This is a genomic window from Pseudomonas violetae, from assembly GCF_023072615.1.
GTDB classification, from domain to species: Bacteria; Pseudomonadota; Gammaproteobacteria; order Pseudomonadales; family Pseudomonadaceae; genus Aquipseudomonas; species Aquipseudomonas violetae.
In genome coordinates this window covers 135,041-159,211 of sequence record NZ_JAKNRW010000008.1, presented here as the reverse complement: position 1 = coordinate 159,211, position 24,171 = coordinate 135,041, and the positions used below count along the sequence as shown (strand labels likewise).

The 24,171-nt window shown below is 59.0% G+C and carries 26 protein-coding genes; 9 read left to right on the top strand and 17 right to left on the bottom strand.

The window, feature by feature from the left end:
• Positions 1-21: 21 nt before the first annotated feature.
• The 4 genes from L9059_RS13155 (at position 22) to L9059_RS13140 (ending at position 5,873) form a co-directional block, all read left to right on the top strand.
• Positions 22-1,437 (top strand): amino acid permease, encoded by a 1,416-nt coding sequence (locus L9059_RS13155; protein ID WP_247291439.1) that lies wholly within the window; start codon positions 22-24, stop codon positions 1,435-1,437.
• Between the two features lie 130 nt (positions 1,438-1,567).
• A complete protein-coding gene (locus L9059_RS13150) occupies positions 1,568-2,893 on the top strand; it encodes an OprD family porin (RefSeq protein WP_247291438.1) in 1,326 nt (441 codons plus the stop codon).
• A gap of 95 nt (positions 2,894-2,988) precedes the next feature.
• Positions 2,989-4,743, top strand: a complete 1,755-nt coding sequence (locus L9059_RS13145; protein ID WP_247291436.1) for an LVIVD repeat-containing protein — start codon at positions 2,989-2,991, stop codon at positions 4,741-4,743.
• Between the two features lie 104 nt (positions 4,744-4,847).
• Entirely contained in the window at positions 4,848-5,873 is a 1,026-nt protein-coding gene (locus tag L9059_RS13140; RefSeq protein WP_247291434.1) for a porin, read from the top strand.
• 65 nt (positions 5,874-5,938) lie between these two features.
• Here the strand turns inward: L9059_RS13140 and L9059_RS13135 are convergent, their stop codons facing one another.
• From L9059_RS13135 to L9059_RS13095, 9 genes are all read right to left on the bottom strand, one after another.
• Positions 5,939-6,925: an amidohydrolase family protein gene (locus L9059_RS13135; protein ID WP_247291431.1), complete on the bottom strand. Its 987-nt coding sequence runs from the start codon at positions 6,923-6,925 to the stop codon at positions 5,939-5,941.
• Positions 6,922-7,494 (bottom strand): 3-hydroxyanthranilate 3,4-dioxygenase, encoded by a 573-nt coding sequence (locus L9059_RS13130; RefSeq protein ID WP_247291428.1) that lies wholly within the window; start codon positions 7,492-7,494, stop codon positions 6,922-6,924. The genes L9059_RS13135 and L9059_RS13130 overlap by 4 nt, the downstream gene beginning before the upstream one ends.
• A 10-nt stretch (positions 7,495-7,504) precedes the next feature.
• Entirely contained in the window at positions 7,505-7,930 is a 426-nt protein-coding gene (locus tag L9059_RS13125) for a RidA family protein (RefSeq protein WP_247291426.1), read from the bottom strand.
• On the bottom strand, positions 7,927-8,715 hold the full coding sequence (locus tag L9059_RS13120; RefSeq protein ID WP_247291423.1) for a 2-keto-4-pentenoate hydratase: 789 nt from the start codon (positions 8,713-8,715) through the stop codon (positions 7,927-7,929). The genes L9059_RS13125 and L9059_RS13120 overlap by 4 nt, the downstream gene beginning before the upstream one ends.
• Positions 8,712-9,749, bottom strand: a complete 1,038-nt coding sequence (gene dmpG / locus L9059_RS13115) for a 4-hydroxy-2-oxovalerate aldolase (protein WP_247291421.1) — start codon at positions 9,747-9,749, stop codon at positions 8,712-8,714. Before dmpG ends, L9059_RS13120 begins: the two co-directional genes overlap by 4 nt.
• On the bottom strand, positions 9,746-10,699 hold the full coding sequence (locus L9059_RS13110; protein WP_247291419.1) for an acetaldehyde dehydrogenase (acetylating): 954 nt from the start codon (positions 10,697-10,699) through the stop codon (positions 9,746-9,748). Before L9059_RS13110 ends, dmpG begins: the two co-directional genes overlap by 4 nt.
• A 14-nt stretch (positions 10,700-10,713) precedes the next feature.
• Complete coding sequence (locus tag L9059_RS13105; protein ID WP_247291417.1) at positions 10,714-11,526, bottom strand: 2-keto-4-pentenoate hydratase; 813 nt, start codon at positions 11,524-11,526, stop codon at positions 10,714-10,716.
• Between the two features lie 17 nt (positions 11,527-11,543).
• The gene (locus tag L9059_RS13100) at positions 11,544-12,998 is read right to left on the bottom strand and encodes a 2-hydroxymuconic semialdehyde dehydrogenase (RefSeq protein WP_247291501.1); all 1,455 of its coding nucleotides are present in this window, start codon (positions 12,996-12,998) and stop codon (positions 11,544-11,546) included.
• A gap of 125 nt (positions 12,999-13,123) precedes the next feature.
• On the bottom strand, positions 13,124-14,092 hold the full coding sequence (locus L9059_RS13095) for a LysR family transcriptional regulator (RefSeq protein WP_247291415.1): 969 nt from the start codon (positions 14,090-14,092) through the stop codon (positions 13,124-13,126).
• A 305-nt stretch (positions 14,093-14,397) separates the two neighbouring features.
• Here L9059_RS13095 and L9059_RS30645 point away from each other — a divergent pair, with 305 nt between their 5' ends.
• Both L9059_RS30645 and L9059_RS13090 read left to right on the top strand, forming a co-directional pair.
• Positions 14,398-14,529 carry a hypothetical protein gene (locus L9059_RS30645; RefSeq protein WP_282615449.1) on the top strand — a complete coding sequence of 44 codons (132 nt, stop codon included), beginning with the start codon at positions 14,398-14,400 and terminating at the stop codon, positions 14,527-14,529.
• A gap of 28 nt (positions 14,530-14,557) precedes the next feature.
• Positions 14,558-14,758 (top strand): hypothetical protein, encoded by a 201-nt coding sequence (locus tag L9059_RS13090; RefSeq protein ID WP_247291414.1) that lies wholly within the window; start codon positions 14,558-14,560, stop codon positions 14,756-14,758.
• Between the two features lie 296 nt (positions 14,759-15,054).
• Here L9059_RS13090 and L9059_RS13085 read toward each other — a convergent pair whose 3' ends face one another.
• From L9059_RS13085 to L9059_RS13070, 4 genes are all read right to left on the bottom strand, one after another.
• Positions 15,055-16,485 carry an IS1182 family transposase gene (locus L9059_RS13085; protein WP_247291412.1) on the bottom strand — a complete coding sequence of 477 codons (1,431 nt, stop codon included), beginning with the start codon at positions 16,483-16,485 and terminating at the stop codon, positions 15,055-15,057.
• A 43-nt stretch (positions 16,486-16,528) separates the two neighbouring features.
• A protein-coding gene (locus L9059_RS13080) for an IS3 family transposase (RefSeq protein ID WP_428480265.1) occupies positions 16,529-17,745 on the bottom strand; the annotation gives its coding sequence in 2 pieces (ribosomal slippage) (positions 16,529-17,400 and positions 17,400-17,745; 1,218 coding nt in all).
• 174 nt (positions 17,746-17,919) lie between these two features.
• Entirely contained in the window at positions 17,920-18,375 is a 456-nt protein-coding gene (locus L9059_RS13075) for a substrate-binding domain-containing protein (RefSeq protein WP_247291409.1), read from the bottom strand.
• Between the two features lie 404 nt (positions 18,376-18,779).
• Entirely contained in the window at positions 18,780-19,016 is a 237-nt protein-coding gene (locus tag L9059_RS13070; RefSeq protein ID WP_247291500.1) for a hypothetical protein, read from the bottom strand.
• A 189-nt stretch (positions 19,017-19,205) separates the two neighbouring features.
• On the opposite strand from L9059_RS13070, the gene L9059_RS13065 reads away from it, so the two are divergent.
• On the top strand, positions 19,206-19,547 hold the full coding sequence (locus L9059_RS13065; protein WP_247291407.1) for a YajG family lipoprotein: 342 nt from the start codon (positions 19,206-19,208) through the stop codon (positions 19,545-19,547).
• Between the two features lie 87 nt (positions 19,548-19,634).
• Here L9059_RS13065 and uraH read toward each other — a convergent pair whose 3' ends face one another.
• Positions 19,635-20,045 carry a hydroxyisourate hydrolase gene (gene uraH, locus L9059_RS13060; protein WP_247291405.1) on the bottom strand — a complete coding sequence of 137 codons (411 nt, stop codon included), beginning with the start codon at positions 20,043-20,045 and terminating at the stop codon, positions 19,635-19,637.
• Between the two features lie 10 nt (positions 20,046-20,055).
• A complete protein-coding gene (locus L9059_RS13055) occupies positions 20,056-20,514 on the bottom strand; it encodes a GlcG/HbpS family heme-binding protein (RefSeq protein WP_428480268.1) in 459 nt (152 codons plus the stop codon).
• 187 nt (positions 20,515-20,701) lie between these two features.
• Here L9059_RS13055 and L9059_RS13050 point away from each other — a divergent pair, with 187 nt between their 5' ends.
• The gene (locus L9059_RS13050; protein WP_247291401.1) at positions 20,702-21,373 is read left to right on the top strand and encodes a heavy metal response regulator transcription factor; all 672 of its coding nucleotides are present in this window, start codon (positions 20,702-20,704) and stop codon (positions 21,371-21,373) included.
• Complete coding sequence (locus L9059_RS13045; RefSeq protein WP_247291399.1) at positions 21,370-22,740, top strand: heavy metal sensor histidine kinase; 1,371 nt, start codon at positions 21,370-21,372, stop codon at positions 22,738-22,740. Before L9059_RS13050 ends, L9059_RS13045 begins: the two co-directional genes overlap by 4 nt.
• A 113-nt stretch (positions 22,741-22,853) precedes the next feature.
• Here L9059_RS13045 and L9059_RS13040 read toward each other — a convergent pair whose 3' ends face one another.
• Both L9059_RS13040 and L9059_RS13035 read right to left on the bottom strand, forming a co-directional pair.
• Positions 22,854-23,240 (bottom strand): cupin domain-containing protein, encoded by a 387-nt coding sequence (locus L9059_RS13040; protein ID WP_247291398.1) that lies wholly within the window; start codon positions 23,238-23,240, stop codon positions 22,854-22,856.
• Between the two features lie 32 nt (positions 23,241-23,272).
• The gene (locus tag L9059_RS13035) at positions 23,273-24,136 is read right to left on the bottom strand and encodes an AraC family transcriptional regulator (protein WP_247291396.1); all 864 of its coding nucleotides are present in this window, start codon (positions 24,134-24,136) and stop codon (positions 23,273-23,275) included.
• Positions 24,137-24,171 lie beyond the last annotated feature (35 nt).

The following is a 24,171-nucleotide window of genomic DNA, read 5'->3' as shown; positions in this document are numbered from 1 at the left end:
CCGATTCGGAGCAATAGTGCAATGACAAAAACAACCAGCACCTTCGAACACTTGATAGACCGTGAAAAAGGCTTGAAGCAAAGCCTCACCAGCGGCCAGTTGTCGATGATCGCCATTGGTGGCGCCATCGGCACCGGGCTGTTTCTGGGCAGCGGTTTTGCCATCGGTTTTGCCGGCCCCAGCGTTCTGGTGAGCTATGGCATTGGCGCCCTGATTGCGTTGTTATTGATGGGCTGCCTGGCAGAGATGACGGTGCGCCACCCCACTTCGGGATCGTTCGGCTCCTTCGCCGAGTTCTACGTGGCCCCGTGGTTTGGCTTCGCGATTCGCTACGCCTACTGGTCGTCGATCGTGTTCGCGGTCGGCACAGAAATCACCGCTGCGGCGATGTACATGAAGTACTGGTACCCGGACGTGCCGGGCGGCTACTGGATGGTCGCGTTTTCCATGGCGCTGATCGTCGCCAACGCCTTCAGCGTCAAAGTATTTGGCGCCATTGAATATGTGTTTTCGCTGATCAAGCTTTGCGCGATCGTGGTGTTCATTCTGTTGGGCGCTTACGTGGTGTACGGGGCTCCGGCAGATACCAGCATCGGCTTTGCCAACTACACCAATGACCGGGGATTCTTTCCGAACGGCTGGTGGGGTACCTGGGTGGCGGTGATCGTCGCGTTCTTCAGTTACCTGAGCATCGAGATGATCGCGGTGGCGGCCGGCGAGGCCAAGGACCCGCAGCGTGCGGTGACTCGCGCGTTCCGTATCACCGTGGTACGCCTGGTGGTTTTTTACCTGCTGACCATCGCGCTGGTCCTGGCGATTGTGCCTTGGGGCCAGAACAGTGGGGGTCAGAGCCCGTTTGTCACGGTGATGGCGGCGACCGGCGTGCCTTATGCGGGCGCGGTGTTTAACGCGGTGATTCTGATCGCGGCATTGTCAGCTATGAACAGCCAGCTCTACATCACCACGCGCTTGATGTTCAGCTTGTCGCGGGCCGGTCAGGCGCCCTCGGTGTTTGGTCGCCTGAACAGCAAAGGCGTACCGTTGCCTGCACTGTTGCTGTCTTCGGGGGGCATCGGTCTGGCCACGCTGTTGTATCTGGCCTACCCGGAAAAAGCCTTCACCTTGATGATGTCCATCGCGATGTTCGGGGCAATGTTCACCTGGGCCGGGATTTTCCTCACGCACCTGTTCTTCCGTCGCCGTCAGGCCGGCCAGCCGTTGGCCTTCAAACTGTGGGGCTACCCATGGACCAGCCTCGCCGGGTTGCTGCTGATGCTGGCAGTGATGATCACCACCCTGTTCACCGAAGAGTTTGCGCCGACGCTGCTCTGCGGTGTGCCGTTCCTGGCTGTGATCCTGCTGATCTACTTCATGCGCTTTCGGCAAAAGGCCCCCGTGCTGACGGACGCGCCAAAGCCTTTGCCACTGCAACGCTGAGTGGCTCCGCCTGACCAAGGACGGTCAGGCACTTTTTTCTGCTGATGCATTGACCGGGCACCTGCGTGTCGGAGTCGATTGCGCGCGCCGATAAATCACGTTTCGGCTCGCCTTACACATTGGGGTTGTCATGAATCACACCAGAACCACCGTTCTGTTGTTGGCCGGCGCCTGCGCGTTACCTTCGTTCGCGGCTCAACTGACGGCGCCCGGGAACGGGTTTATCGCGGACAGCGGCGTCGAGGTCTTGCTGCGTAATTCCTATTTCAATCGCAGCAAGGAAGACGGTCGGCGCGATGCTCGCGACTGGACCCAGGGCGTGCTCGGTCAATACTCCTCCGGCTTCACCGAAGGCGCCTTCGGCGTTGGTGTGGATGCGTTTGCCTATCTGGGTTTGAAGCTGGATGCACCAGCCGACAAATCCGGCACTGGCAACTTGCCGGTGCACGATGACGGGCAACCGGCAGACAACTATTCCAAGGCCGGCGCAGCGTTGAAGCTGCGGATGTCCAACAGCATTCTGAAGGTTGGCGAACAACGCCTGGAAAATCCGGTGTTCGGCGTCAGCCATTTTCGCATCGTGCCGCAGACGGCCACTGGTTTGTCGCTGATCAGTCGCGAAGTCGAAGGGCTGGAAGTGCAAGCCGGGCATTTCACTTCCGCAACCAGCCCGGTGACCACCAACGCCGATGGCGATCTATGGGCGGTAATGGCCGGCGTTACCACGCCAACGGCGGACTACCTGGGTGGCAGTTATCAACTGGCACCGGATCTGACCGTCAGCCTCTACGGCTCGCGTTTCGAGGACCTCTGGAACCAGTACTACGCCAGCCTCGAAAGCCGTATTGATGTCGATGCGCTGAATCAGTTCGGGCTGGGCCTGACAGCCTACCGCACGCTCGATGAGGGCCGGGCCAAGGCCGGTGAGATCAACAACAGCAGTGTCGGCCTGTCGACCTTCTGGCGTCATGGCGCACATCGCTGGCTGCTGGGGTTGCAGAAGATCGACGGCGACACGCCTTTCGATTACCTGGGCGTGGGTGACAAAGACCGCAATGGTCGCAACGGCAACGATCAGGGCTCCTCGATTCAGCTGCCGAACGCGGCGCAGTTTTCCGACTTCAACGGCCCTCAGGAAAAGTCCTGGCAAGTGCGTTACGACCTGTCACTGGCGCCTTACGGAATGCCAGGCCTGACCTTCATGAGCCGCTACGTGCGCGGCTGGGGCATCGACGGTAGCCGCATTGCCGCCACTGGCCCTTATTCCGGACGCTATGGCGATGACGGCAAACATCACGAAACCAATCTGGAAGTGCGCTACGTGGTCCAGTCCGGGCCCGCCAAAGGCTTGAGCGTTCGGGCGCGCCAGGCCTGGCATCGGGCAAACGGCGACCAGGGCTCGGGCGACCTGGACGACTTCCGGCTGATCACCGATTACCCCATCGACATTTTGTGAGGCCGGTGCACGCCACCGGCAGGCTTTTTTCAACCAACCACAACGGTTGGTAATTACCTGTACTGCCCAACCGGGCACCACCCCTGGAGTGAATAATGAAAACAATGCGACTCCCCAACAAACCCCGTGCGCCGTTCCTCAAAAGCGCGCTGACCACCTGCGTAATGCTGGGACTGTGGAGCAGCGTCTACGCGGACAACTCGACGCCGGTCAACATCACCGACCCGTTCGTCAAACAGCAGACTGCGATGTCCGTGGACAAGATTCCACCGATGCCGGCGCCGGGCAGCTATGGCATGGACAAAACCACTGGCAAGTTCACCCACCCGGTGGCGACTCCGTTCAGTCACGAAGGCGAGCCATTTGCCGGTGAGCTGGATTACTGGGACACCAAAAGCTACATCAAGAACATGACCGTCGAGGCGTATTACCCGATCACGGTCGAGCCGTTTCACACCTGGCAGAACATAGTCGATTTCGACGGCAAGCGTTACCTCTACCAGTACGTGCGCCGCAACCTGAAGATCTTCGACATCACGCATCCCAAGGACGTGAAGCTGGTGTTCACCAAGGGTTCGACCTGGGGCCCGGACGGTCCGGGTGCGGAAGAAAACCCGTACGCCGCCGATGATATGTTTGGCGCGGCCACGGTGCAGTGGAACAAAAAGCTGGGCAAATACATCATGGTCCAGTCCTTCGAAGTGCGGCGTTTTGGCGTGTTGAATGACAAGTACCGTGAGCCGGACAAAGTTGAAGCCATCCGCAAGTCCAAGCACCTCAAGGGCTTCAAGGTCTACGAGATGAACGGGCCGCTGCCGGCCGACTGGAAACTGATCGCTACCCGCACCAGCGACATCGAGCATCCCGACGCGCCGATTGGCGAGCAACAGGGCTCTGGCGTGCGCGACATCCCGGCCTACTTCGGCGGCGATGTGATGTACGTGGCGGCAGCGCCCAGCGACAAGTACGCACTCACCGAATACCCCAATGACCTGTACAACGCCGGTTACCAGTCCTGGGACATGTCGGACCCAAGCAACCCGAAACTGTTGCAAATGCTCACCGTGCCAGGGCAAGTCGTCGGCGACCCACAGCATGAAGCCGTGTTCAAGGCCAACCCGCGTGCCGGCAACAGGGCTTCGTGGATGGGGGCACGCATGTCGCTGTTTATTCCGAAAACCGTCGAGCAGGGCGGCAAATATGGCTACGCCGCGATGGGCGGCATGGGCCTCTACGTGGTCGATATCACCCAGGCGGACAACATGAAAGTGGTCGGTCACCTGGAGTTTCCGGTAAGCGTGGCGGGCACCGAGGGCGATAACATCGACGTCTCCCAGGTTGAGAAAACCGGGATCATCTACTTCAGCGGCTACCCGCTGTCGGAAGATTGCTTCGAGGCGAAAAAAGACATCTTCGCGGTCAACGTCAGCGACCCGCAGAAGCCGTCCATCGAGTATGTGCTGCCACGCCCGACGCCGCCGAAAGAAGCGGCTTTTACCGACTACTGCCAGCGCAAAGGCAGCTTTGGGCCCAAGCGTTCGGGTTATTACACTCAACCGGGAATCTCGCGCGAGGGCATCCTGCCGTACGCGTTCTATAACGCCGGCGTGCAAGTGTTTGATGTGCGCGAGCCCGGCAAACCGGCCATCGGGGCCTACTTCGTACCGCCGTTCGATACCAAAAACGTGGCGAGTTACGCCATGGGCAACCTCACCCACGGCACTTACACCGAATACGACCGCAACCTGATCTGGGTCTTCACCAACCACGGCTTCTACGCACTGTCGACGCCGTTGCTGGGCAAGCCGAATTTCGACGCCCCGAGCAAACCGTGGCCGTCCCGAGACTGATCACGCAGTAACCGACGATTCACCATAAAAATAAATAAGGAAAGTCTGGCGGTGGTTTGGCGACAAGCCACCGATCAGCACTTTCGCAGTGTCCGGAGTTTTTTATGCGCAAACTATTGTTCGCCATTCCATTGATGAGTGGTGCTTGCTACGCCGAGTTCAAGGTGTCTGGGGTGGTCGACCTGACGTACGAAGTGGCACATTCGGGAGGCGATACCGTGGATCGGCTGACGGGCGCGGGCCTGAGTGCCAACCGGATCCAGTTCAAGTGGACGCAGGAGGTGACCGATGACATCAAACTCAATGCTGTCTACGAAGCCATGTACAACCCTCACTCCGACGATTCGACCGGTAAACGCGAAGTCTATTACCAGGTAATTTCCGAGCGTTGGGGGACCCTCAGCGCCGGTCGCCAGGACACTCCGTCGGCCAACAGCTACGGCTACGCCGACCCGCTCTACGGCAACGACTACAGCCTGATCAACAACGTTCAGGTGTTTTATGCACCGTGGCGAGAGAACGATTCGCTGATGTACATCAGCCCGCGATACGAGGGTTATCAGTTTCGCGGCATGGCCACCCTGGGAGAAAACGACGGCAGCCGCGACGGCGTGGTTTATAGCACCAGCATCGATTATTGGGCGGACAGCCCGTGGTACTTCGCCGCCGCGGTGGATCGCAAATACCAGCGCAACCTGTGGGATAAACACACCATGGAGCAGGCGACCGATGCCTACTTCACCATGGTCTACACCATGGGCACCACGGACCTGACGGCGGTTTATCACCGGTATGTCGGTTACTACGCCTACGCGCCCTGGGTGGACTTCGAGTCCAACGGGAGCGACCTCCAACTGGGTATCCGGCACAACTTCCGGGACACCCAGAACATTGCGTTCAGCGTGGTTTACAAAGATGACCGCAAGAACCAAGCATTGAGCGACGCCAGTGGTATCAACCTGGCGTACATCTACAACTTCAACAAACAGACCGACCTTTACGCTGTGTATGGCTATGTCCACCACAACCGCGATTCGGAGGTGCGTTACCCGATCAGCTGGAACCTGGACAGCCCGCTGCGCAACGAAAACCCGGAAGGGTTGCAGATGGGGGTGCGCTACAAGTTTTGATGGTTCGCTAAAGGAAAAAGCCCTGCTGCGATCACTCGCAGCAGGGCTTTTTTACTCCCGGTGGATCAGAGCCCGAAGAATGCTTCGGCGTTGCTGCCCAGAATTCGGACCTTGGTCGGTTGATCCAGTTCAGGGTGTTCGATCACACCGGCACCGATGCTTTGCTCGCCCAGCGGGAAAGGGGCGTCGGAGCCGAGCATCACCCGGTCGCCGCCCATCACGTCGACCAGCAACTTCAAAGAGCGCGGGTCGAATACGGCGGAGTCGACGAAGAAGCGTTTGACGTAGCTCGATGGCAGGTTTGGGCAGTCTTCACGGACGATGTCGCGGTGCAGCCAGGCGTTGTCCACGCGACCGAGCAAAAAGGCAAACCCCCCTCCGCCATGGGCAAAACACAAGCGTAGCGACGGCGGAATACGTTCAAAGGCGCCAGACAAGATCAACGACAAAATGCCCAGTTGGGTTTCCGCCGGCATCGCCACCAGCCACGGCAGCATCCACTTGCGCATGCGTTCGCCACCCATCATGTCCCATGGGTGAACCAGTACGGGAATGTCGTCCTGCGCACAGTGGGTGAAAAAAGTGACCAGGCCTTCATGGTCGAGGTCACGATTGCCTACGTGGTTGCCAATTTGTACACCCACGTGGCCGGCAGCCTTGGCGCGACTTGCTTCGCGGCAGGCGGCGTCGATGTCCTGTAAAGGCACCTGAGCCAGTACTTTGAGGCGCTTCGGTGACACGGCGGTCATTTCCAACGCACGGTCGTTCATCAATTGCGCCCAGGGCAGAGCACGTTCGATGGGCGCGTCGTAGGCGAACATCACCGGCGTGGCGCACATGATCTGCGCGTCCAGGCCCTGCTCGTCGAGGTGTTCTATCCGACGGTTCATGTCCCACAACACGTCGTGCACCGGGCGAAACGGTTTGTCGCCGACCATGATCTGGCCGGTACGCCCGCTGGCGTGCAGCCACGGGCCACGGTCGTGGCTTAGGCGAGCGGCTTCGGCCTGGCTGATGGTGGGGAAAAAATGCGAATGCATGTCGATTTTCATGGGCGTTTGACTGCCTCCAGAGTGCGGTGCCAGGTCTGCCAGTCACGCCCGGGATGGATTTCCCCGCAGCCGTTACAGCGACGTTCGGCCTCGCTGGTGGCATAGAACTGTTCATAGACGGGCGGCAGGTCGTTGACAATGCTTTGCAGCTGCAGCTCGTAGCGTTTGACCAGCGTGCCGCAATGCGCGCACGACCATTGCAGGGCGTCGAACTGGCCTGGAGGCCGGGCTTTTTCGATCACCAGGCACAGGCTGCCCGGCTCCGGGCGCTGTGGTGAATGGATCACATGGGGGGCCATCAGGTACATGTCGCCTTCGCGCAAATCGATGCGCTCGTACTGGCCACGGTCCCAGATGTTCAGGTACGCGTTGCCTTTGAACTGGTAGAAGAATTCCTCCACCGGATCGTCGTGAAAGTCGGTGCGCTGGTTAGGGCCGCCAACCACCGTGACCATGGTGTCACTGTCTTTCCACAACTGCCGATTGCCTACCGGCGGCTTTAGCAGGTGTGCGTATTCCTCGATCCAGCGATTGAAGTTCAGCGGTGGACTGAAATGATGCTTGTCCATTGAGTCGTCCTTAAGCGTTGAGTGGGGCGTAGGCCACGGCTTTGATTTCGATGCGCAGATGCGGATGTGGTAATTGGTGCACGGCCACGGTGGTACGGGTTGGTCCGGTTTCGTTGAAGTATTGCGCGTAGACCTGGTTGTAAACGTCGAAGTCGTTCATGTCGACGAGAAAGCTGCTGATCTCGACCAGGTCGGCAAGGCTTGCACCTTCGCTGTTGAGAATGTCGCGGATGTTCTCGATCACTGCCCGGGTTTGCGCGCCAATGTCCAGGCGCGTGGTGCCCATGGCGTCGACTTCCACGCCTTCAAAACTGTTGTCGGGCCGGCGTGAACTGGTGCCCGACACGTAGAGGAAATCACCGGCGCGCTTGATATGTGGAAAGCGCCCGCGGGGTGTGGCTTTGCCGGGTACGATAGTGGCTCGGTTGCTGCTCATGGCTTCTCCCTTTGCTGCATTGCGATGCTGAAACCACATTCGCCGAAACCGGCGATTTCCACACTGACGTGTGCACCTGGACTCAACGCTTCGGCTGCTGTCGCTGCGCCGGCCATGATCAGGCTGCCGGCAGGCAGGGCGATTTGCGCCTTGGCCAACAACTGCGAAGCCTGTACCAGAGTGCGCAACGGATGCCCAAGGATTGCGGCGGTGGAGCCGGCCTGGACCACCCGACCATTGATGCGCATCAGCACCCCGGCGTTGGCCAGGTTGGCGAAGTCCCTGGACCATGCACCGACCACCAGGCCGGCTGATGAACAGTTGTCGGCCACTACATCTTCGAGGCTGAACTTGAACGCCTGGTAGCGTGAGTCGATGATCTCGATGGCAGGTGCCACGGCTTCAAGGTAATCGACCGCTTCAAGCGCGGTCAGCGGTCGGTCGATGGTGCGCTTGGTGAGAAAGCACACCTCCGGTTCAGCCCGTGGATGGATGAAGCGTTGCAGGTCGACGACGCCGCCATCTTCTTCAAGCATGGCGTCGGTGAGCCAGCCCCAGATCAGGCTGTCGACGCCCATCTGGATCATCTTCGCGCGGCTGGTGAAGCCCAGCTTGACGCCGATCGTGCGTTCACCGGCATCGTAGCGATGGCGCATCGAAGCACGTTGAATCAGGTACGCGTCGTCGAGGCTGAAAGGGCTGCGGGTACTGAACTGGGCGACCGGCTCGACTTTGCGTGCGGCCTGATCCAGCGCTGTAGCGATGTGTGCAATGTCAGTGCTCATGGGCGTTGCTCCTTGCGCGAATTCAAAAGATCCAGTGCGACGTCGACGATCATGTCTTCCTGCCCGCCGACCATGCGCCGCTTGCCCAGCTCGACGAGAATATCCACGGCTTTGATGCCGTATTTGTGCGCAGCCACTTCGGCATGGCGCAAGAAGCTCGAGTACACGCCGGCGTAACCGAGGGCCAGGGTCTCGCGGTCAACGCGCACCGGTCGGTCCTGAAGCGGGCGCACGATATCGTCGGCGGCATCCATCAGGGTGTAGAGGTCGGCGCCGTGGCTCCAGCCCAGCCGTTCGGCGGCGGCGATGAATACCTCCAGCGGCGCATTACCGGCGCCGGCGCCCATTCCGGCCAGGCTCGCGTCGATGCGATCACAACCTTCCTCAACCGCGACAATAGAGTTGGCCACGCCCAGGCTCAGGTTGTGGTGGGCATGGATGCCGGTCTGGGTCTGCGGCTTGAGTACGGCTTTGAGGGCCTGGAAACGATCGCGGATATCCTGCATGCCCATTGCGCCGCCGGAGTCGACCACGTAGATACAGGTGGCGCCGTAGCTCTCCATCAGAAGCGCCTGCGCAGCCAATTGTTGTGGGCCGATCATGTGGCTCATCATCAAGAAACCGACGGTATCCATGCCCAGCGTGCGGGCGTATTCGATGTGCTGGCGCGACACGTCGGCTTCGGTGCAATGGGTGGCCACGCGGACGATCCGCGCCCCGGCCATATAGGCGTTTTTCAGATCGTGCAGGGTGCCGATACCGGGCAGCAACAGCGTCGCGACCTTGGCGTGGGTCAGCACGTCACTGACGGCTTCGATCCATTCCAGATCAGTATGGGCACCGAAGCCATAATTGAAACTTGAACCTTGCAGGCCGTCGCCATGGGCGACTTCAATCGAATCGACTCGCGCCTGATCCAGCGCGCGGGCGATGGCTTGCACCTGGCCCAAGGAATACTGGTGGCGTATGGCATGCATGCCGTCGCGCAACGTGACGTCGGAGATATAGAGTTTTTTGCCAGGGTTAAAAGTCATTGCAAAACTCCTCGGGCGCCCAGCATCGCCTGGGCCATTCGCTCGGCGGTGGCCAATGCAGCGGAAGTCATGATGTCGAGGTTGCCAGCGTAGGCGGGCAGATAGTGGGCTGCGCCTTCAACTTCGAGGAACACCGAAGTCTTCAGCCCGCTGAAAGTGCCATGTCCGGGAATCAGGAGCGGAGCGTCGGCGCTGATGACGTCGAATTGCACGTGCTGCTTGAGCCGATAACCTGGAACGTAGGCTTGCACCGCCTGAACCATTTCTTCGATAGACGCCTCGACGAGGGCTGGGTCGACAGGCTCGGACAGCACATACACGGTGTCGCGCATGATCAGCGGCGGCTCTGCCGGGTTCATCACAATGATCGCCTTGCCTTTGGCGGCACCACCGATCACCTCAATCGCACGCGAAGTAGTTTCCGTGAACTCATCAATGTTTGCGCGGGTTCCCGGGCCGGCGGATTTGCTGGCAATCGAAGCGATGATCTCGGCGTAATGCACCTGGGCAACGCGCGAAACTGCGGCGACCATCGGGATCGTTGCCTGTCCGCCGCAAGTGACCATGTTGACGTTGAGCTGATCCAGATTGTGTTCCAGGTTCACCACCGGCACGCAGTACGGGCCGATGGCCGCCGGGGTCAGGTCAATCAGGCGAATGCCGGGTTTGGCATCGCGCAATAATGCCGCGTTGTACGCATGGGCGGTGGCCGAGGTGGCGTCGAAGACAAAGTCGATCTCGGCAAATTGCTGCATTTCGATTAAGCCTTCGACGCCGTGGTGGGTGGTCGCCACGCCCATGCGCCGGGCGCGGGCCAGGCCATCGGAGTGCTCGTCGATGCCGACCATTACCGCCATGTGCAAATGACGGGCGTTGCGCAAGACCTTGATCATCAGGTCGGTGCCAATATTGCCGGAGCCGACGATGGCAATGTTCAGTTTCTGGTTCATGCGAGGTTCCCCAGTCACGATTGCAGGTCGAAGGCAGCGGTGACGCTCCCCAGCCCCTGGATATGTGCGGTAAACACGTCGCCTGGCCGCGCCGCGACCATCGGGCCGAGGGCGCCAGTCAGCAGAATGTCGCCGGCGCGCAGTGGCGTACCAAGGCGCGCCATCGTGTTGGCCAGCCACACTGCGGCGTTCAACGGGTTGCCCAGGCAAGCGGCACCGGCGCCAACCGACACCGGCTCACTGCCCAGGGTCATGCTCATGCCGCAGCGCACCAGATCCAGTTGCGACAACTGCACCGGACGGCTGCCCAAGACAAACAAGCCTGAGGACGCGTTATCGGCAATGGTGTCGACCAGGCGGATGTCCCACTGGGCGATTCGGCTGCCGACAACTTCGATGGCCGGCAAGGCGAATGCGGTGGCGCGGATCAGATCGGCGAGCGTGTGACGTTCGTGACACAGGTCGTGTTCCAGCACCAGGGCGATTTCCGCCTCGACCTTCGGTTGTTGGGTGTCGAGCCAGGCAATCGGCTGGTCGTCACCGCGGGCCATGCTGGCGAACAGTTGGCCAAAATCTGGTTGATCGACACCGAGCTGTTGTTGGACGGCCCGAGAGGTCAGGCCAATTTTGCGCCCGACCGGCCGCTCGCCGGCTTCGATGGCTGCGGTGTTGTTGTGCTGCTGCACGGCATAGGCGAGGGCGACCGAGTCGGCAGAAGGATCTGCGGCAAGGGCGCTGGCGATCAGTTCGCGTACCGGCGGGCACGGTTGCCCGCCACGTTCGGCCTGGCGCAGCCGATTGGCCGCTTCAATGAGAGCTGCATGCATGGGCGAAACTCCGGGGCTCAAGGGTTGACGCAGATGGTGGTGATTTGCGAATAGAAATCCAGGGAATGGCGGCCGCCTTCACGTCCCAGGCCCGACAGGCGCGTGCCGCCGAACGGGGTACGCAGGTCGCGCAGGAACCAGGTATTGACCCAGACCATGCCGACCTCGAAGCGCCTCGAAACCTTGTGTGCGCGCTTCAAGTCGCGGGTCCACAGAGCAGTGGCCAGGCCATAAGCCGAGTCGTTGACGCGTTGCACGACTTCGTCGTCAGTGTCGAACGGGGCAATGTGGCAAACCGGGCCGAACACCTCTTCACGCACGCAACGCGCGTCGTCGTTGAGGCCAGTCCAAATGGTCGGTTGCACGTAGGCGCCGTTATCGCGCTCGTCGCCAAAGCGCGGTACGCCGCCGCCAGTGACCACAGTTGCGCCTTCGCTGCGGGCCAGTTCGAAATAACCCAACACCTTGTCGCGATGCTTGTGGGAAATAAGCGACCCCATGTTCACGCCATCTTCATCGGGGTAGCCAATTTTTAGCGCTTCGGCGCCGGCTTTCATGGCCGCCACAAAGCGCTCGTAGATCGGCCGCTCGACATATACCCGCTCCGAACACAGGCACACCTGGCCTGAGTTGGTGAAGCTCGAGCGCAAAACGCCGGCCACCGCCGCGTCGAAGTCGCAGTCGGCAAACACCACGGCCGCGTTCTTGCCGCCCAGTTCGAATGACACGTCACGCACACCTTCAGCGGCAACTTTCATGATGGTTTCGCCGGTGCGCGACTCGCCGGTGAAGGTGATGGCGTCGACATCCTTGTGGCGGGTCAGAAACTCGCCAGCTGACCCTGGCCCGAACCCGTGCACGAGGTTGAATACGCCAGCGGGCAAGCCGACTTCGTGCATGACCTCGGCGAGCAGCGTAGCTGTGGAGGGCGAGTCTTCCGACGGTTTGATCACCACGCTGTTACCACACGCCAGCGCTGGGGCAACTTTCCAGGTCATCAGCAGCATAGGCAGGTTCCATGGCGAGATGATCGCCACGACACCGTGGGGCTTGCGTACTGAGTAACTGAACACGTCGTTGCCGTCTGCGGCACGCATCTCGAAACACTCACTCCCAGCCTGGTTGATCAGCTCGGCGAATGTGCGGAAGTTGTGAATCCCGCGGGCGATATCCAGGGTGCGCGCCTGTGGTACTGGACGGCCGGTATCGGCGACTTCGGCGGAGACAAACTCTTCAAAACGACGTTCGATTTCGTCGGCGATACGCTGCAATACTGCGGCGCGCTGACTGGCGCTGTACTCACCCCAAGGCCCGTGTTGCGCGGCTTTGGCCGCTGCTACGGCGCGGTCGACCAGCGTTTGGTCGGCTTCACAGACATGGCTGAGTGTCCGACCATCGATAGGTGAAATATTGGGGAAGGTATGCTCGCAAGCGACAAATTCGCCCGAGATGTAATTACGCAGCAACTGCAGGGGTGCAGACACATCAACCTCCGGAAAACATGGGTAGTCGGAGGAAGTGTAGGGAGAGTGGATATTAGTGAATAATAAAAAGGTTGCGTCTTGCTATGTCGAAATGGAATACCTGAAGAGGTGTATCAAAGGGTGGTGGACTGGCGCTCATCGGACTCACAACGGGCCTGATTTAAACACTCGCGAAATAACCGCGCCGCTGGGCCTAGCGCCCGAGTATTGGAGAAGAAACAACCAATATCCCCAAACTGCAACGGTTCACCCAGGTCGAAAGCCTTGAGCAAACCGGCGCTGACAAATTGTTGGGACGCTTCGAACGGCATCAGCGCGACAGTTTGTTGATCTTGCATTAGGGTGATGTTGGTTAGGATCGACAGTGACTCGACCACATTACCCGGCGTGGCCAGTTCGGCGTCGGCGAACAACTTGTCCGCAGTACGCCGCAGCAGCGAATCGCGAGTTGGCAGTACCCACGGATACTCGTGCAAGTCAGCCAGGCTGACTGGCGAGCGCCCGTGCAAGGGATGGCTGGCGCCGGCCACCACACTCAACTCTTCGCCATACAGCACTTCGACATCGAGCATGGGTGACTCATTGCGCCAGCGCCAATCGTCAGGCACCCGGCCAACCACCAGATCGACTTCACCCACCGCCAGCGCCGGAAACAACTGGTCCATCTGCCCCACCCGCAACGACACCAGCACACCGGGCGCCTGTTGTTTGAGCAACTGCATTGCCCTGGGCAGCAGGGAGGTTGAAGCAGAAATCAACGTGCCCACCATGACATGCCCGGACGTGCCTTCCTGAAAAGCATTGACCTCGTCCGTCAACGAACGCAACTCCGCCAGCAGCGACTTGGCCCGTCGCACCACCAATTCCCCCAGCTCAGTGGCCGTCACCCCGCGATTGCCACGAATCAGCAGCGGCGCATCGAAGTACGATTCCAGCTCATGAACGATCTTCGTCACCGCCGGCTGGGTCAGGTTAAGCGCATGCGCGGCACGCACCAGTGAACCACTTTGCAGCACCTGATCGAACACTACTAATTGGTAAAACTTGAGTTTGCGAGCAACAGAAATGGCGGTGAACTTCATTTCGGGTCTCAAGTTGTGTGGGCGCAGCGAGCTGCCTGAACCCTGCGGTGGAGTGCGGAGACCGCCATAGTAATCATAATCGGACGGGGAAAGGGGATTGTTGCGTAGCATTCAGGGCGCATTTCGGCGTTTAGGGGACAGATCAAGTAATGCTGTAGAAAGAAACTCTTCGGCGGCGCAGGCATTGGGGAATATCTGTTTGGCCTTTACTATTTTTGTAAATTTTCACCTGTGCTAGAACGACGCACTGACACAGTGTTACGTGTTCGTGTGGAGATGCGCCGCCCCATGACCTGAACCCGGCTATGGTTCGCGCCGCCGAATTTGCCGGCGCTGCACCGTGCCTGCGATCGCTGGCCGCGCTGCCGATCGATTTGCTGTTCGAACAGCTCAATGATTCCGAAATCGGCAAACGTCAGCCCATTTATGCTTGCTGACTGTCCTTAGGCTTCGAGTCGACGCCGCATGAACCTGCTGCTTAGCGAAAACCCCATCACGAGTCAGTGGGATGCTGAAGACGATCTTTTCAAGCCTACAGGAGAAATCGCGCAAGAAAATGTTGGTCGTTTTTCGATTCGGATGCATCGAAAACATGCGGCAGATGGGAGGAATTTTATCGTCATATATGATTGTGAGAATGTCAGATTTTTGTGTTCTGGCCGGTAACGGCCTACCGCTAGGCAGGCCTTAATTTCACCAGGCCGGCCTGATAAATCGATCTCCGTACAGAACCGCCAATTGATTCAACGTACTTCCCTCCAAATGAATGGTAGGCAGTGGCCAAGCCTGAAGGTCCGCTTCTGGCCCAGAGTGTGTAAAAACGCTTTCGTATCTTGAGTGTGTCAACCAGGCGTTCCTGGCCGATGCGATTGCCCAAGCGTTTTGCCGTGATCAGCATTACTGACGTTCCAAAGCGGTTATGGACCGGTTTAGCGCCATCTGTAGCAGAGAAAACCGTGGCTTTACGCCGCCATCGCCTTCAGCAAGCTTGCTGTACCGATGATGTTCATAACCCGCTTCATGTTGTAGGCGAGTACATTCAGACTCATCTCCGCGCTTACCCCGATCAGTTTGCGCGTCAGGAAATGCGTTGAGCCCATCCATTGTTTGAGCGTCCCGAAGGGATGCTCAACTGTCCTTTTTCGGATTCGCATCATGTCCGGTGCATGGTTCAACCGACGCTGCATTTCCTCCAGCACCGCTTCATGCTCCCAGCGTCTTACTCGACGATTTTTGCTCGGCGTGCACTGCGTTTTCAGCGCGCAGCCCTGGCATTTCGAACTCCAATAACAGTGCATATTCATGCCTTTCTCAATACTGGAGAAGCGCCAGGGCAGCGCCTCTCCCGCCGGACAGATGTATTCGTTTTTCGTCGCGTCATAAACGAAAGCATCTTTGTTGAATCGACCATCCGCTTTGGCGCTTGAAGTCATCGGCTTTGGCACGTGGGCAGTGATGTCCGCGTCGTGACAGGCAAGGATTTCTTCACTCTTGAAGTAACCTCGGTCGGCTACCACCGCCAGCGTTTCTGACGCCATGGCATCGCGAGCCTGCTTCGCCATCGAGCTGAGTTGATCGCGATCGGAACCGAAGTTGGTGACCTCATGAGCAACGATCAAATGGTGCTGGGTATCGACTGCTGTTTGCACGTTGTAGCCGACGATTCCCGTGCCGCGCGTCATCATAGAGCGGGCGTCTGGATCGGTCAGTGAAACCTGTTTATCCGGCGATTCGTTGAGCTGGATTTCGATCGCTTGAAGCTCTTTCATTTGCGTCTTCAGCTTGGCGATTTTCTCTTCCAGCCGCACGGCGCTGGGCTCTGAGGCAGTTGGTTCTTGCCGATCGGCAGCATCGAGTGCCGTCAAGTAACGGTTGATGCTCGATTCAATTTCTTCCATTCGCCGCTTCAGTTTGGCGCTGGTAAAATTGCGGTCGCGGTTGTTGACTGCTTTGAATTTGCTGCCATCGATGGCGACCAGATTTTCTCCGAACAGTCCCAGCTGCTGACAGAGCACAACGAACTGGCGACAGACGCCTCGGATGGCCTTGCTGTTGTCTTTCCGGAAGTTGGCAATGGTCTTGAAATCCGGCATCAAACGCCCGGTCAGCCACATCAGTTCGACGTTGCGCTGGGCTTCTCGCTCCAAACGTCGGCTTGACTGGATACGGTTGAGATAGCCGTAGATGTAGATCTTCAGCAGGATCGCAGGGTGGTAAGCAGGCCGGCCAGTATCGGCTGGAATAGCACTTTCAAAACCCAGTTTGACCAGGTCGATTTCGTCGACAAAGACGTCGACTACGCGTACCGGATTGGCCTCAGTGACGTAATCGTCGAGGCTCTCCGGAAGGAAGGTTCCTTGACCTCGATGTTCACCTTGAATAAAGCGCTTCATGGGCGATGGACTTGCCCCTACAAAACCGGACACCAACTCCCTGTTAAAATAATGCTGCCAAGCGCCTGAACTCCCTCGGCGAGCGATATTTCAAAGCGCTGTGCGGATGCTGCTCGTTGTAGTGCTCAAAGGCAATTGCCAGGTTGCGCAACGCCGTTTCCCGATCCGGTTTGGGCATATGCGCCACGTAATCGCGCTTGATCGTCTTCACGAAGCTCTCGGCCATGCCGTTGCTCTGGGGGCTGCGTACCGGAGTGGTCACCGGCTGCAAACCGATTTTTCGAGCAAACAGTCGCGTCTGTTCGGCGGTGTAGGCCGAGCCGTTATCGCTTAGCCATTGCACCGGTGTTGTGGGCAGTTGGTCACCAAAGCGCTTTTCCACGCTTTCCAGCATCAAGTCGCGGATGTCATCGCCGCTGTACCCGGTCGGGCTCGCGACCCAGCCGATGGCTTCGCGATCACAGCAATCCAGGGCGAAGGTCACGCTCAGTTTCGCGCCGTCCTCGCAGCGGAACTCAAAGCCGTCCGAGCACCAACGCGTATCGCTGGTTTTCACCGCAATACGGCCTTCGTGCCGACGCGGCACGCTCGGCTGTTTGATTCGGCGTTCAAGCAGCAAGTTATGATCGCGCATGACCCTGTAAACCCGCTTCACATTGAGCGACGGTAGTGACTGGGTTTCACGGGCACGACGCAGCAATCCCCAGACCCGACGGTAGCCATAGCTGGGTAGTTCGCTGACCTGTTGCTGGATTTCAACCACCAGATCAGCATCGTCCACAGGCCTGCTTCGCCGTACTTTGGGCGATACCGATTGCTTGAGTCGAACCGTTAATTGCGAGCGCGCTACACCGAGACATTTGCTGACCAGTTTCACTGGTCGTCCCCCGGCAACAAGGGTGAGTGCGCAATCCATTTTCGCGACCGGGCGATCTCCACGGCCTCTTTGAGGATTTCTGCTTCCATTGTTTTCTTGCCCAGCATCCGTTGCAGTTCACAGATCTGCTTGAGCGCATCGCTCAGCTCGGAGGCAGGCACCACGGCTTCACCGGCACTAACCGCCGACAAACTGCCGTCCTGGTAAAGCTTGCGCCACAGGAACAGCTGGTTGGCATTGATGCCGTTACGCCGAGCCACCACCGAAACGCTTTGTGCTGGCTCAAGGCTCTCGCGAACCATGGACATTTTTTGCTCTGAGCTCCAGCGGCGGCGCCGCTCCTGACCCAAAAGCTCACCACTCTTATCGTTGCTATTAGTCATAAACATAACCGTTTGCCTATCCCTTATCGTAAGGGGGAAACGGTGTCCTGTCTTTCATGGGGCTCGTTCAGGCGATCCCTGCGATGAAATCCTCAGAAATCATAGCAAGGGTTTGCGAAAGCGTTTTTACACACTCTGGGCCGATTGCTGCCTGTCGTGAAGCACTAGCAGCAATCATTCTTCTTCAGAATTTTTGATCCAGGTCTCCAGCTCCATAACCATCTTGTTGACCTCGCTGTCCTGCCGTTCAGAGGGACGAACAATGGCGTTCCAGGCGATGTCGAGGCCGTCGTTCAGTGCTGCCCACGCAAGCTCATTGCGGTCGAGGCTGGGGCTCACCAGGTCCCGTTGCAATATGCTGATGCCGTAGCCTGAGCGAACCAGTTCAACGATGGCTTCAATCAGCTCCACGGTAATCATGCGGCGCGGCAGGATACTGGCAGGGGCGAAGAACCGGTCATATTCCCAGCCGCTTGCACGATCGGTTGAATAGGTCACCAGATTGTAGGTCTTGAAGTCCTGCGCATAGATATTTTTCCTGTCCGCCAAAGGGTGGTCGGTGGCCATGATCGCGATCAGATCGTCGCGAAAAAGCGGCAACTTGGCGACACCGCTGGGCACCATGTCCATGTTAAGTCTCATGGGCCCGTTTGTTCCTGTGTCGCCCACAACAGCTCGCTGCCCCCCCCAATAAAAATGATTCGGAGCGTCTGATCATGAAAAACAGGAAGAGTTTGCTGGCTTCGTTACTCACCCTTGGCTTGCTTGAGAGAGTCGCTCATACATCGGCATCGGCGTGCCTTCGATGTGCAGGGAATACATGTACCCGCTACGAAAAGTATGTTTCTAGCTGGGGCCCTAATCCCGGCTGAGGGGTACCATGACCGGGTTTTTCCAATGAGCAGGCGTTATCGTTCACGTCCATCGCGAACCGCTCGCGATGCGTCCTGAAGGCCGCGGGGATAATTGCAGGTGGTTGCCTATCCAACTGTGGGAGCTGGTTTGCTCCCACACCAAAGAGACGCTCGCCAACGTTACAGCCAGGTTTCCGTTAGCCGCCGGTCCAGCTCCTCCAAATCCGCCATCCCCAGCACTCGCGTGGTATTCAGCCCGCGCAGGTAACCGCGCAGCTGATTGGCAGTGTCCCTCGCCAACTCCCGGTCCGGCTCGGGTTTGCCCAGCAGCACGCTTTCGTACTGCACCAGATACTCGGCCACCCGTTCACGGTACTGGGGCAAGACGGCGTCGCGGATAAAGTCAAAAGTTCTCAAGTAGAGACCCTCATCGATCTTGTTAGATGGCATGCCCACCTGCGCGGCGGGCAACTATTACTAGAAGTAATAGTGACCATCACCAAAGGCAAGTTCTACTTTGCAGACAATACCCGGAAAATCGCCGCTATCGAACAGGACTATGCAGTTCTGCTGCTCAAATACCGAATTTTTTTCAGGATGAGATAGATGCGCGCTCTTTTTGTTTTTGCCATGGCGTTTGCGTCGTTGTTGCTGGCAGGTTGTGCCAGCGCGCCGAACGACCCGACGCTGACCTTGCAGACCAGCAAGACTCCGGCCCAGTACGCCGACTGCGTCGTGCCGAAATTGCAGGGCAGTGCGTTAAGCCCGACCGTCTCCCAGACCCAGCGCAGCTATCGGATCGTGGTGTCGAGCAAAATCTCGGCGGACAACGTACTGGAGGCCTACAAGGCCGGCCATGGCGGCAAGGTGTTCATCTATGAGCGCCACTTGCTGGCGTCGAACTTACTGCCTTCCAGTTTTGAACGTGCGGCACAGGACTGCATCTAACGCTTGCTACAGAGCTCCTTTGGTTGGCCGCAACCAACCAATTTTTTAACCCCGCACCTCATTCGGTTGCGGGGTTTTTTTTGCGTTTCAGTTACCCCGGTAGGTGGAAAAACCATAAGGGCTGAGCAGCAACGGGATGTGGTAGTGAGGAACAGTGCCGTCCACCTCGAAAATCACTGGCACTTCCGGGAAGAAGCTGGAGATTTTGTGCGCCTTGAACCACTCACCGGTCTTGAAGGTGACACGGTAAGTGCCTTTCTCCAGGTTGTGGCCTTCTGGGTACAACCCGGTAACGCGACCTTGTTCGTTGGTCGCGGCGCTGTTGAGCATGTCCCAGTTCTGCCCGTCCTGTTTTTCCAGGGTGACGTTGACGCCAGGGGAGGGCAGGCCATCCTGCAGGTTCAGTACATGCACGCTCAGCGGATTGGCTGCCGCAGATGCCAGGGTAGACAGGGCGCTCAATACAACGCCGGCGAAAAGGGATTTTAGTACGGTCATGGTGGTTTCCTTAGTGTTTAACGGCAGGTAAAACTTTGTTGATAGCCGCCAGTGCGCAGCCTTCATCGAATGCAGCGCCACCGGCACCGGCGACTCCGATGGCGCCGATGACCTGGCCCTTGAACTGCAATGGCACGCCCCCACCCAGCAGCAATAATTCGCCTACGGTGTTGAGGTTTTCCGCATCCGGGGTACTGCGGGCACGCTCTGCGAGAAGCCGCGTCGAGGTTTTGGTCGATAGCGCGGTATAGGCTTTGCGTTGCGCGGCCAGGGTGTTGTGAGGGCCGACGTTGTCGTCGCGTTGCACTGCGACCAGGTTGCCGCCACGGTCGACGACGGCGGCGACGGCTGTACGGCCCTCGGCATGGCAGGCGCCCAGCGTGGCATTGAGCAAATCATTGGCCAGCGCCAGTGTGACGTCCATGCGTTGCGCTGGCTCTTGGGCGGCGTGGGCGAATGCAGGGCTCATGGCGAGCGTGATCAGCAATGAAGTCGATAGGCCGGTGCGCATGCTTTTTCCTTGGTCGGGGGGGGGGAGTCATTGGCCGACATGATGCCCAGCCCGTGCGCTCAGGATGATTGCCCGATCATTACCAATATGTAATGTGAGAACTTGGCGAAGCGGGCTAGCCTATGCGCCAGTCCTGGAGGAAAAAATGCGGATCCTGGTGGTTGAAGACGAAGCGAAGACGGCGGATTACCTACGCAAGGCCCTGACTGAGTCGGGCTATGTGGTCGAAATTGCCCTGAACGGGTTGGACGGCCAGCACCTGGCTCAGGAGAGCGAGTTCGACCTGATCATCCTCGACGTCATGCTGCCCGGCCTGGACGGTTGGCAGTTGTTGCAGGTCATCCGGCGCAAATGGCAGACCCCGGTGCTGTTCCTGACCGCCCGGGATTCGGTGGACGATCGGGTCAAAGGGCTGGAACTGGGCGCTGACGATTACCTGGTCAAACCCTTCTCCTATGCCGAATTGCTGGCACGCGTGCGCACTCTGCTGCGCCGGGGCCCGCCGCGGGAGGTCGAGCATTTCGTGGCCGGCGACCTGAGCCTGGATCTGCTGCGGCGCAAGGTCACGCGCAACGGTGAGCGCCTGGTCCTGACCAATAAGGAGTTCGCCCTGCTGCACCTGCTGCTCAGTCGAGAAGGGGAAGTACTGTCGCGTTCGCTGATCGCCTCACAGATCTGGCAGATGAACTTTGACAGTGATACCAACGTGGTCGATGTCGCGATCCGTCGACTTCGCGCGAAGGTGGATGATCCTTACCCGCTCAAGCTGATCCACACCGTACGCGGTATTGGCTACATGCTCGAGGTGCAATCTTGAAACTGTTCCCGCGCGCCCTCAGCCTGCGCCTGGCGCTTATGTTTGCGTTGGTCAGCGCGCTGTTGCTGGGCGCGATCGGCTTTTACCTGTATCAGTCCCTGGAGCGGGAGATCGCCTGGCGCGATGACCAGGCCTTGCTCGGTCGCCTGGAGCGCATGCAGGCGTTGATCAGCGATAGCGACAGCATCGAGCAATTGCGCAGCCGGCCCAAGCTCTACGAAAACATGCTGGGCAATCGCGACAACCTGCTGTGGATCCTCGATGACAGCGGCCAGGTGCTGATCGAAATCAACCCGGCCCATATGAACCTGCCGAGGTTGCCAGCCACGCCCCAGGCGCAAGTTGCTGACGGCGACGTTTTCGAACCCGTGCGCCTGGCCTGGAAGGATGTCACCCAGGGTGACCGCAGCCTCACCCTGATCGCTGGCAAGTTGCTGGGTGAGCGCGAGCAGATGCTGGGGGCTTATCGATTCAAGCTCTGGCTGGCCATGTCGGTCGGCGCGCTGCTGGCTTTCGTGCTGGGCTGGTGGGTCAGTCTGCGCGGCTTGCAACCGGTGCGGCTGCTGGCCAGGCATGCTGCCGGGATCGATGTGCAGCACCTGCATTTGCGCCTCGATGAGTTCAGCTCACTGAGTGAGCTGCGGGTGCTGAGCCATGCACTCAACCAGATGCTTGCACGCCTTGAAGATGGATTTGCGCAGCTGTCGCGTTTTTCCGAAGACCTGGCCCATGAGATGCGCACGCCGCTGAGCAATCTGATGGGCCATACCCAGCAGACCCTGCGGCATAGTCGCTCAATCGAGGACTATCAGAACCTGCTGGTGTCCAATCAGGAAGAGTACGAGCGCCTGGCGCGGATGATCGACAGCATGCTGTTCCTAGCTCGCACCGAGCAGTCCGACGCGGCTGTTAAAGCCACTCAAATCGACCTGCACGAGCTGATCGAGCAGCTCTGTGAGTACTTCGAAGGCGTGGCGCAGGAACGCGATGTAGCGCTCATCAACCAGGCCCCTGATCAGTTGCTGGCTGACCCAGGCCTGGTGCGCCGAGCACTGGCCAACCTGCTGGCCAATGCCCTGCGTTACGCAACGCCCGCCACCGCCGTGACGATCAGCAGTGCGGTTCTGCAGGACCGGCTCGAAATCACGGTACACAACCAGGGCGCGCCGATCGCCCCGCAACATCTGCCGAGATTGTTCGAACGATTCTACCGGTGCGACCCGTCGCGCAATCAGCCGGATGATTCCGGTGGATTGGGGTTGGCCATCGTCCGTTCGATCATGCAACTGCATGGCGGATGGGTGACCGTAGAAAGTGATGAAACAGGTACACGCTTTCACCTCGGTTTTCCGCTCCCAGCGGGTTGAGCACGTCGCTGTCCGGGGCGCTATCGTGCAAGGTTACGGTTTCCTTGTGATAGGGGGCGATTTGCACGTTGTCGATCTTAGTTCAGGGTAAATCGCCTGTTTCCTCCATCCAGTCAGATCCACACGTCATTCGTGGCCGTGCGTTCGCCGCCTTCATCGCCGGTATTCAGAACGCCCCGTGGCTCGATCATCATCAGTTTCGCTTCACCCTCGGCTGCCGTGCGATGTTGCATGCCACGGGGCACAACGAACAATTCGCCGGGGCCGATAAACACGCTGCCTTGCGGCAGGTCGATGCGCAGTGTCCCTTCAAGCACCAGGAAAGCCTCGTCGGTTTCGGGATGTGAATGCCAGATGAACTCGCCTTCGATGCGTACCACCTTGAATTGGTAGTCGTTCATTTCTGCGACGACCCGGGGGCTCCATTGTTGGTCGATCAGCGATGCCTTGTGCACCAGGTTCACGGGCTGCAGGCGCGGTTCGTTGGGGATACTGGACATGACGGTACCTCTATCAAGTGAGAATCGTCAGGCTAACGAAGGGAAGGGCCGCCATGCTTGTACGATCCTGCAAGTTGACCTTGTGCGCGCAGGCGTTCCAGCCAGCGCGAAGGGGATACGCCGTAGCAGCGGGTGAAATGCCGGGTCATGTGGCTCTGGTCGTGGAAACCGGCTGCCAGAGCCGCGTCCACCAGGGGGAACCCGTCCTGGATCAGCCCGCGCGCCTGATCCAGGCGGCGCAGGGTCATGAACCTGTAGGGACTCGTGCCGTACAGCGTCCGAAAGTCTCGTGACAGGCTCCAGCGCTCGCGCCCGCAGGCGTGTTCGAGCAAATCCAGGGTGATGCCGTGGTTCATGTGCGCGAGGATGAAGTCTCGCGCCATTTTGGCGGCTTGGTAATCCAGGCGCTTACGTCCGCGCGGTTTGCCGGCGACTGCACGCAGTGCGCTCGCCAGGTCGAACAGGGCGTCCTGTTCTTCCAGCGCTTCGAGTGGATGGTCCATGGCCTGCACGAACGGTTCACTGGCCCTGTACAGCCGGGAATCGTTCGAAAGTCCGCCACCAATGTAGGGCAAGGGCTCGCCGCCGAGCACTTGCTGAATCAACGCAGGATCCACGTAGGCCATACGGTAACGGAACCCCGCCTCGGTTCCGGCCATGCCGTCGTGCAGTTCGTCAGGGTGCAAAATCAACGTGTTGCCTGGCATACCGTGTTGCAGGCTGCCCTTGTAATGGAAGCTTTGTACGCCCGATAGCGTTCGACCGATGGAGTAGGTGTCGTGACGGTGCGGGTCGTAGCCGTGACCGCCAAACCACGCTTCGATCCGTTCCACTCGGCCTGGCACGGCCTTGCGCACGACCCAGTCTGTGGCTGGGAGAGATGACTCTCGATGCATATGTCGTATCCGGGAATGTGCGTCTCGGGTTGATG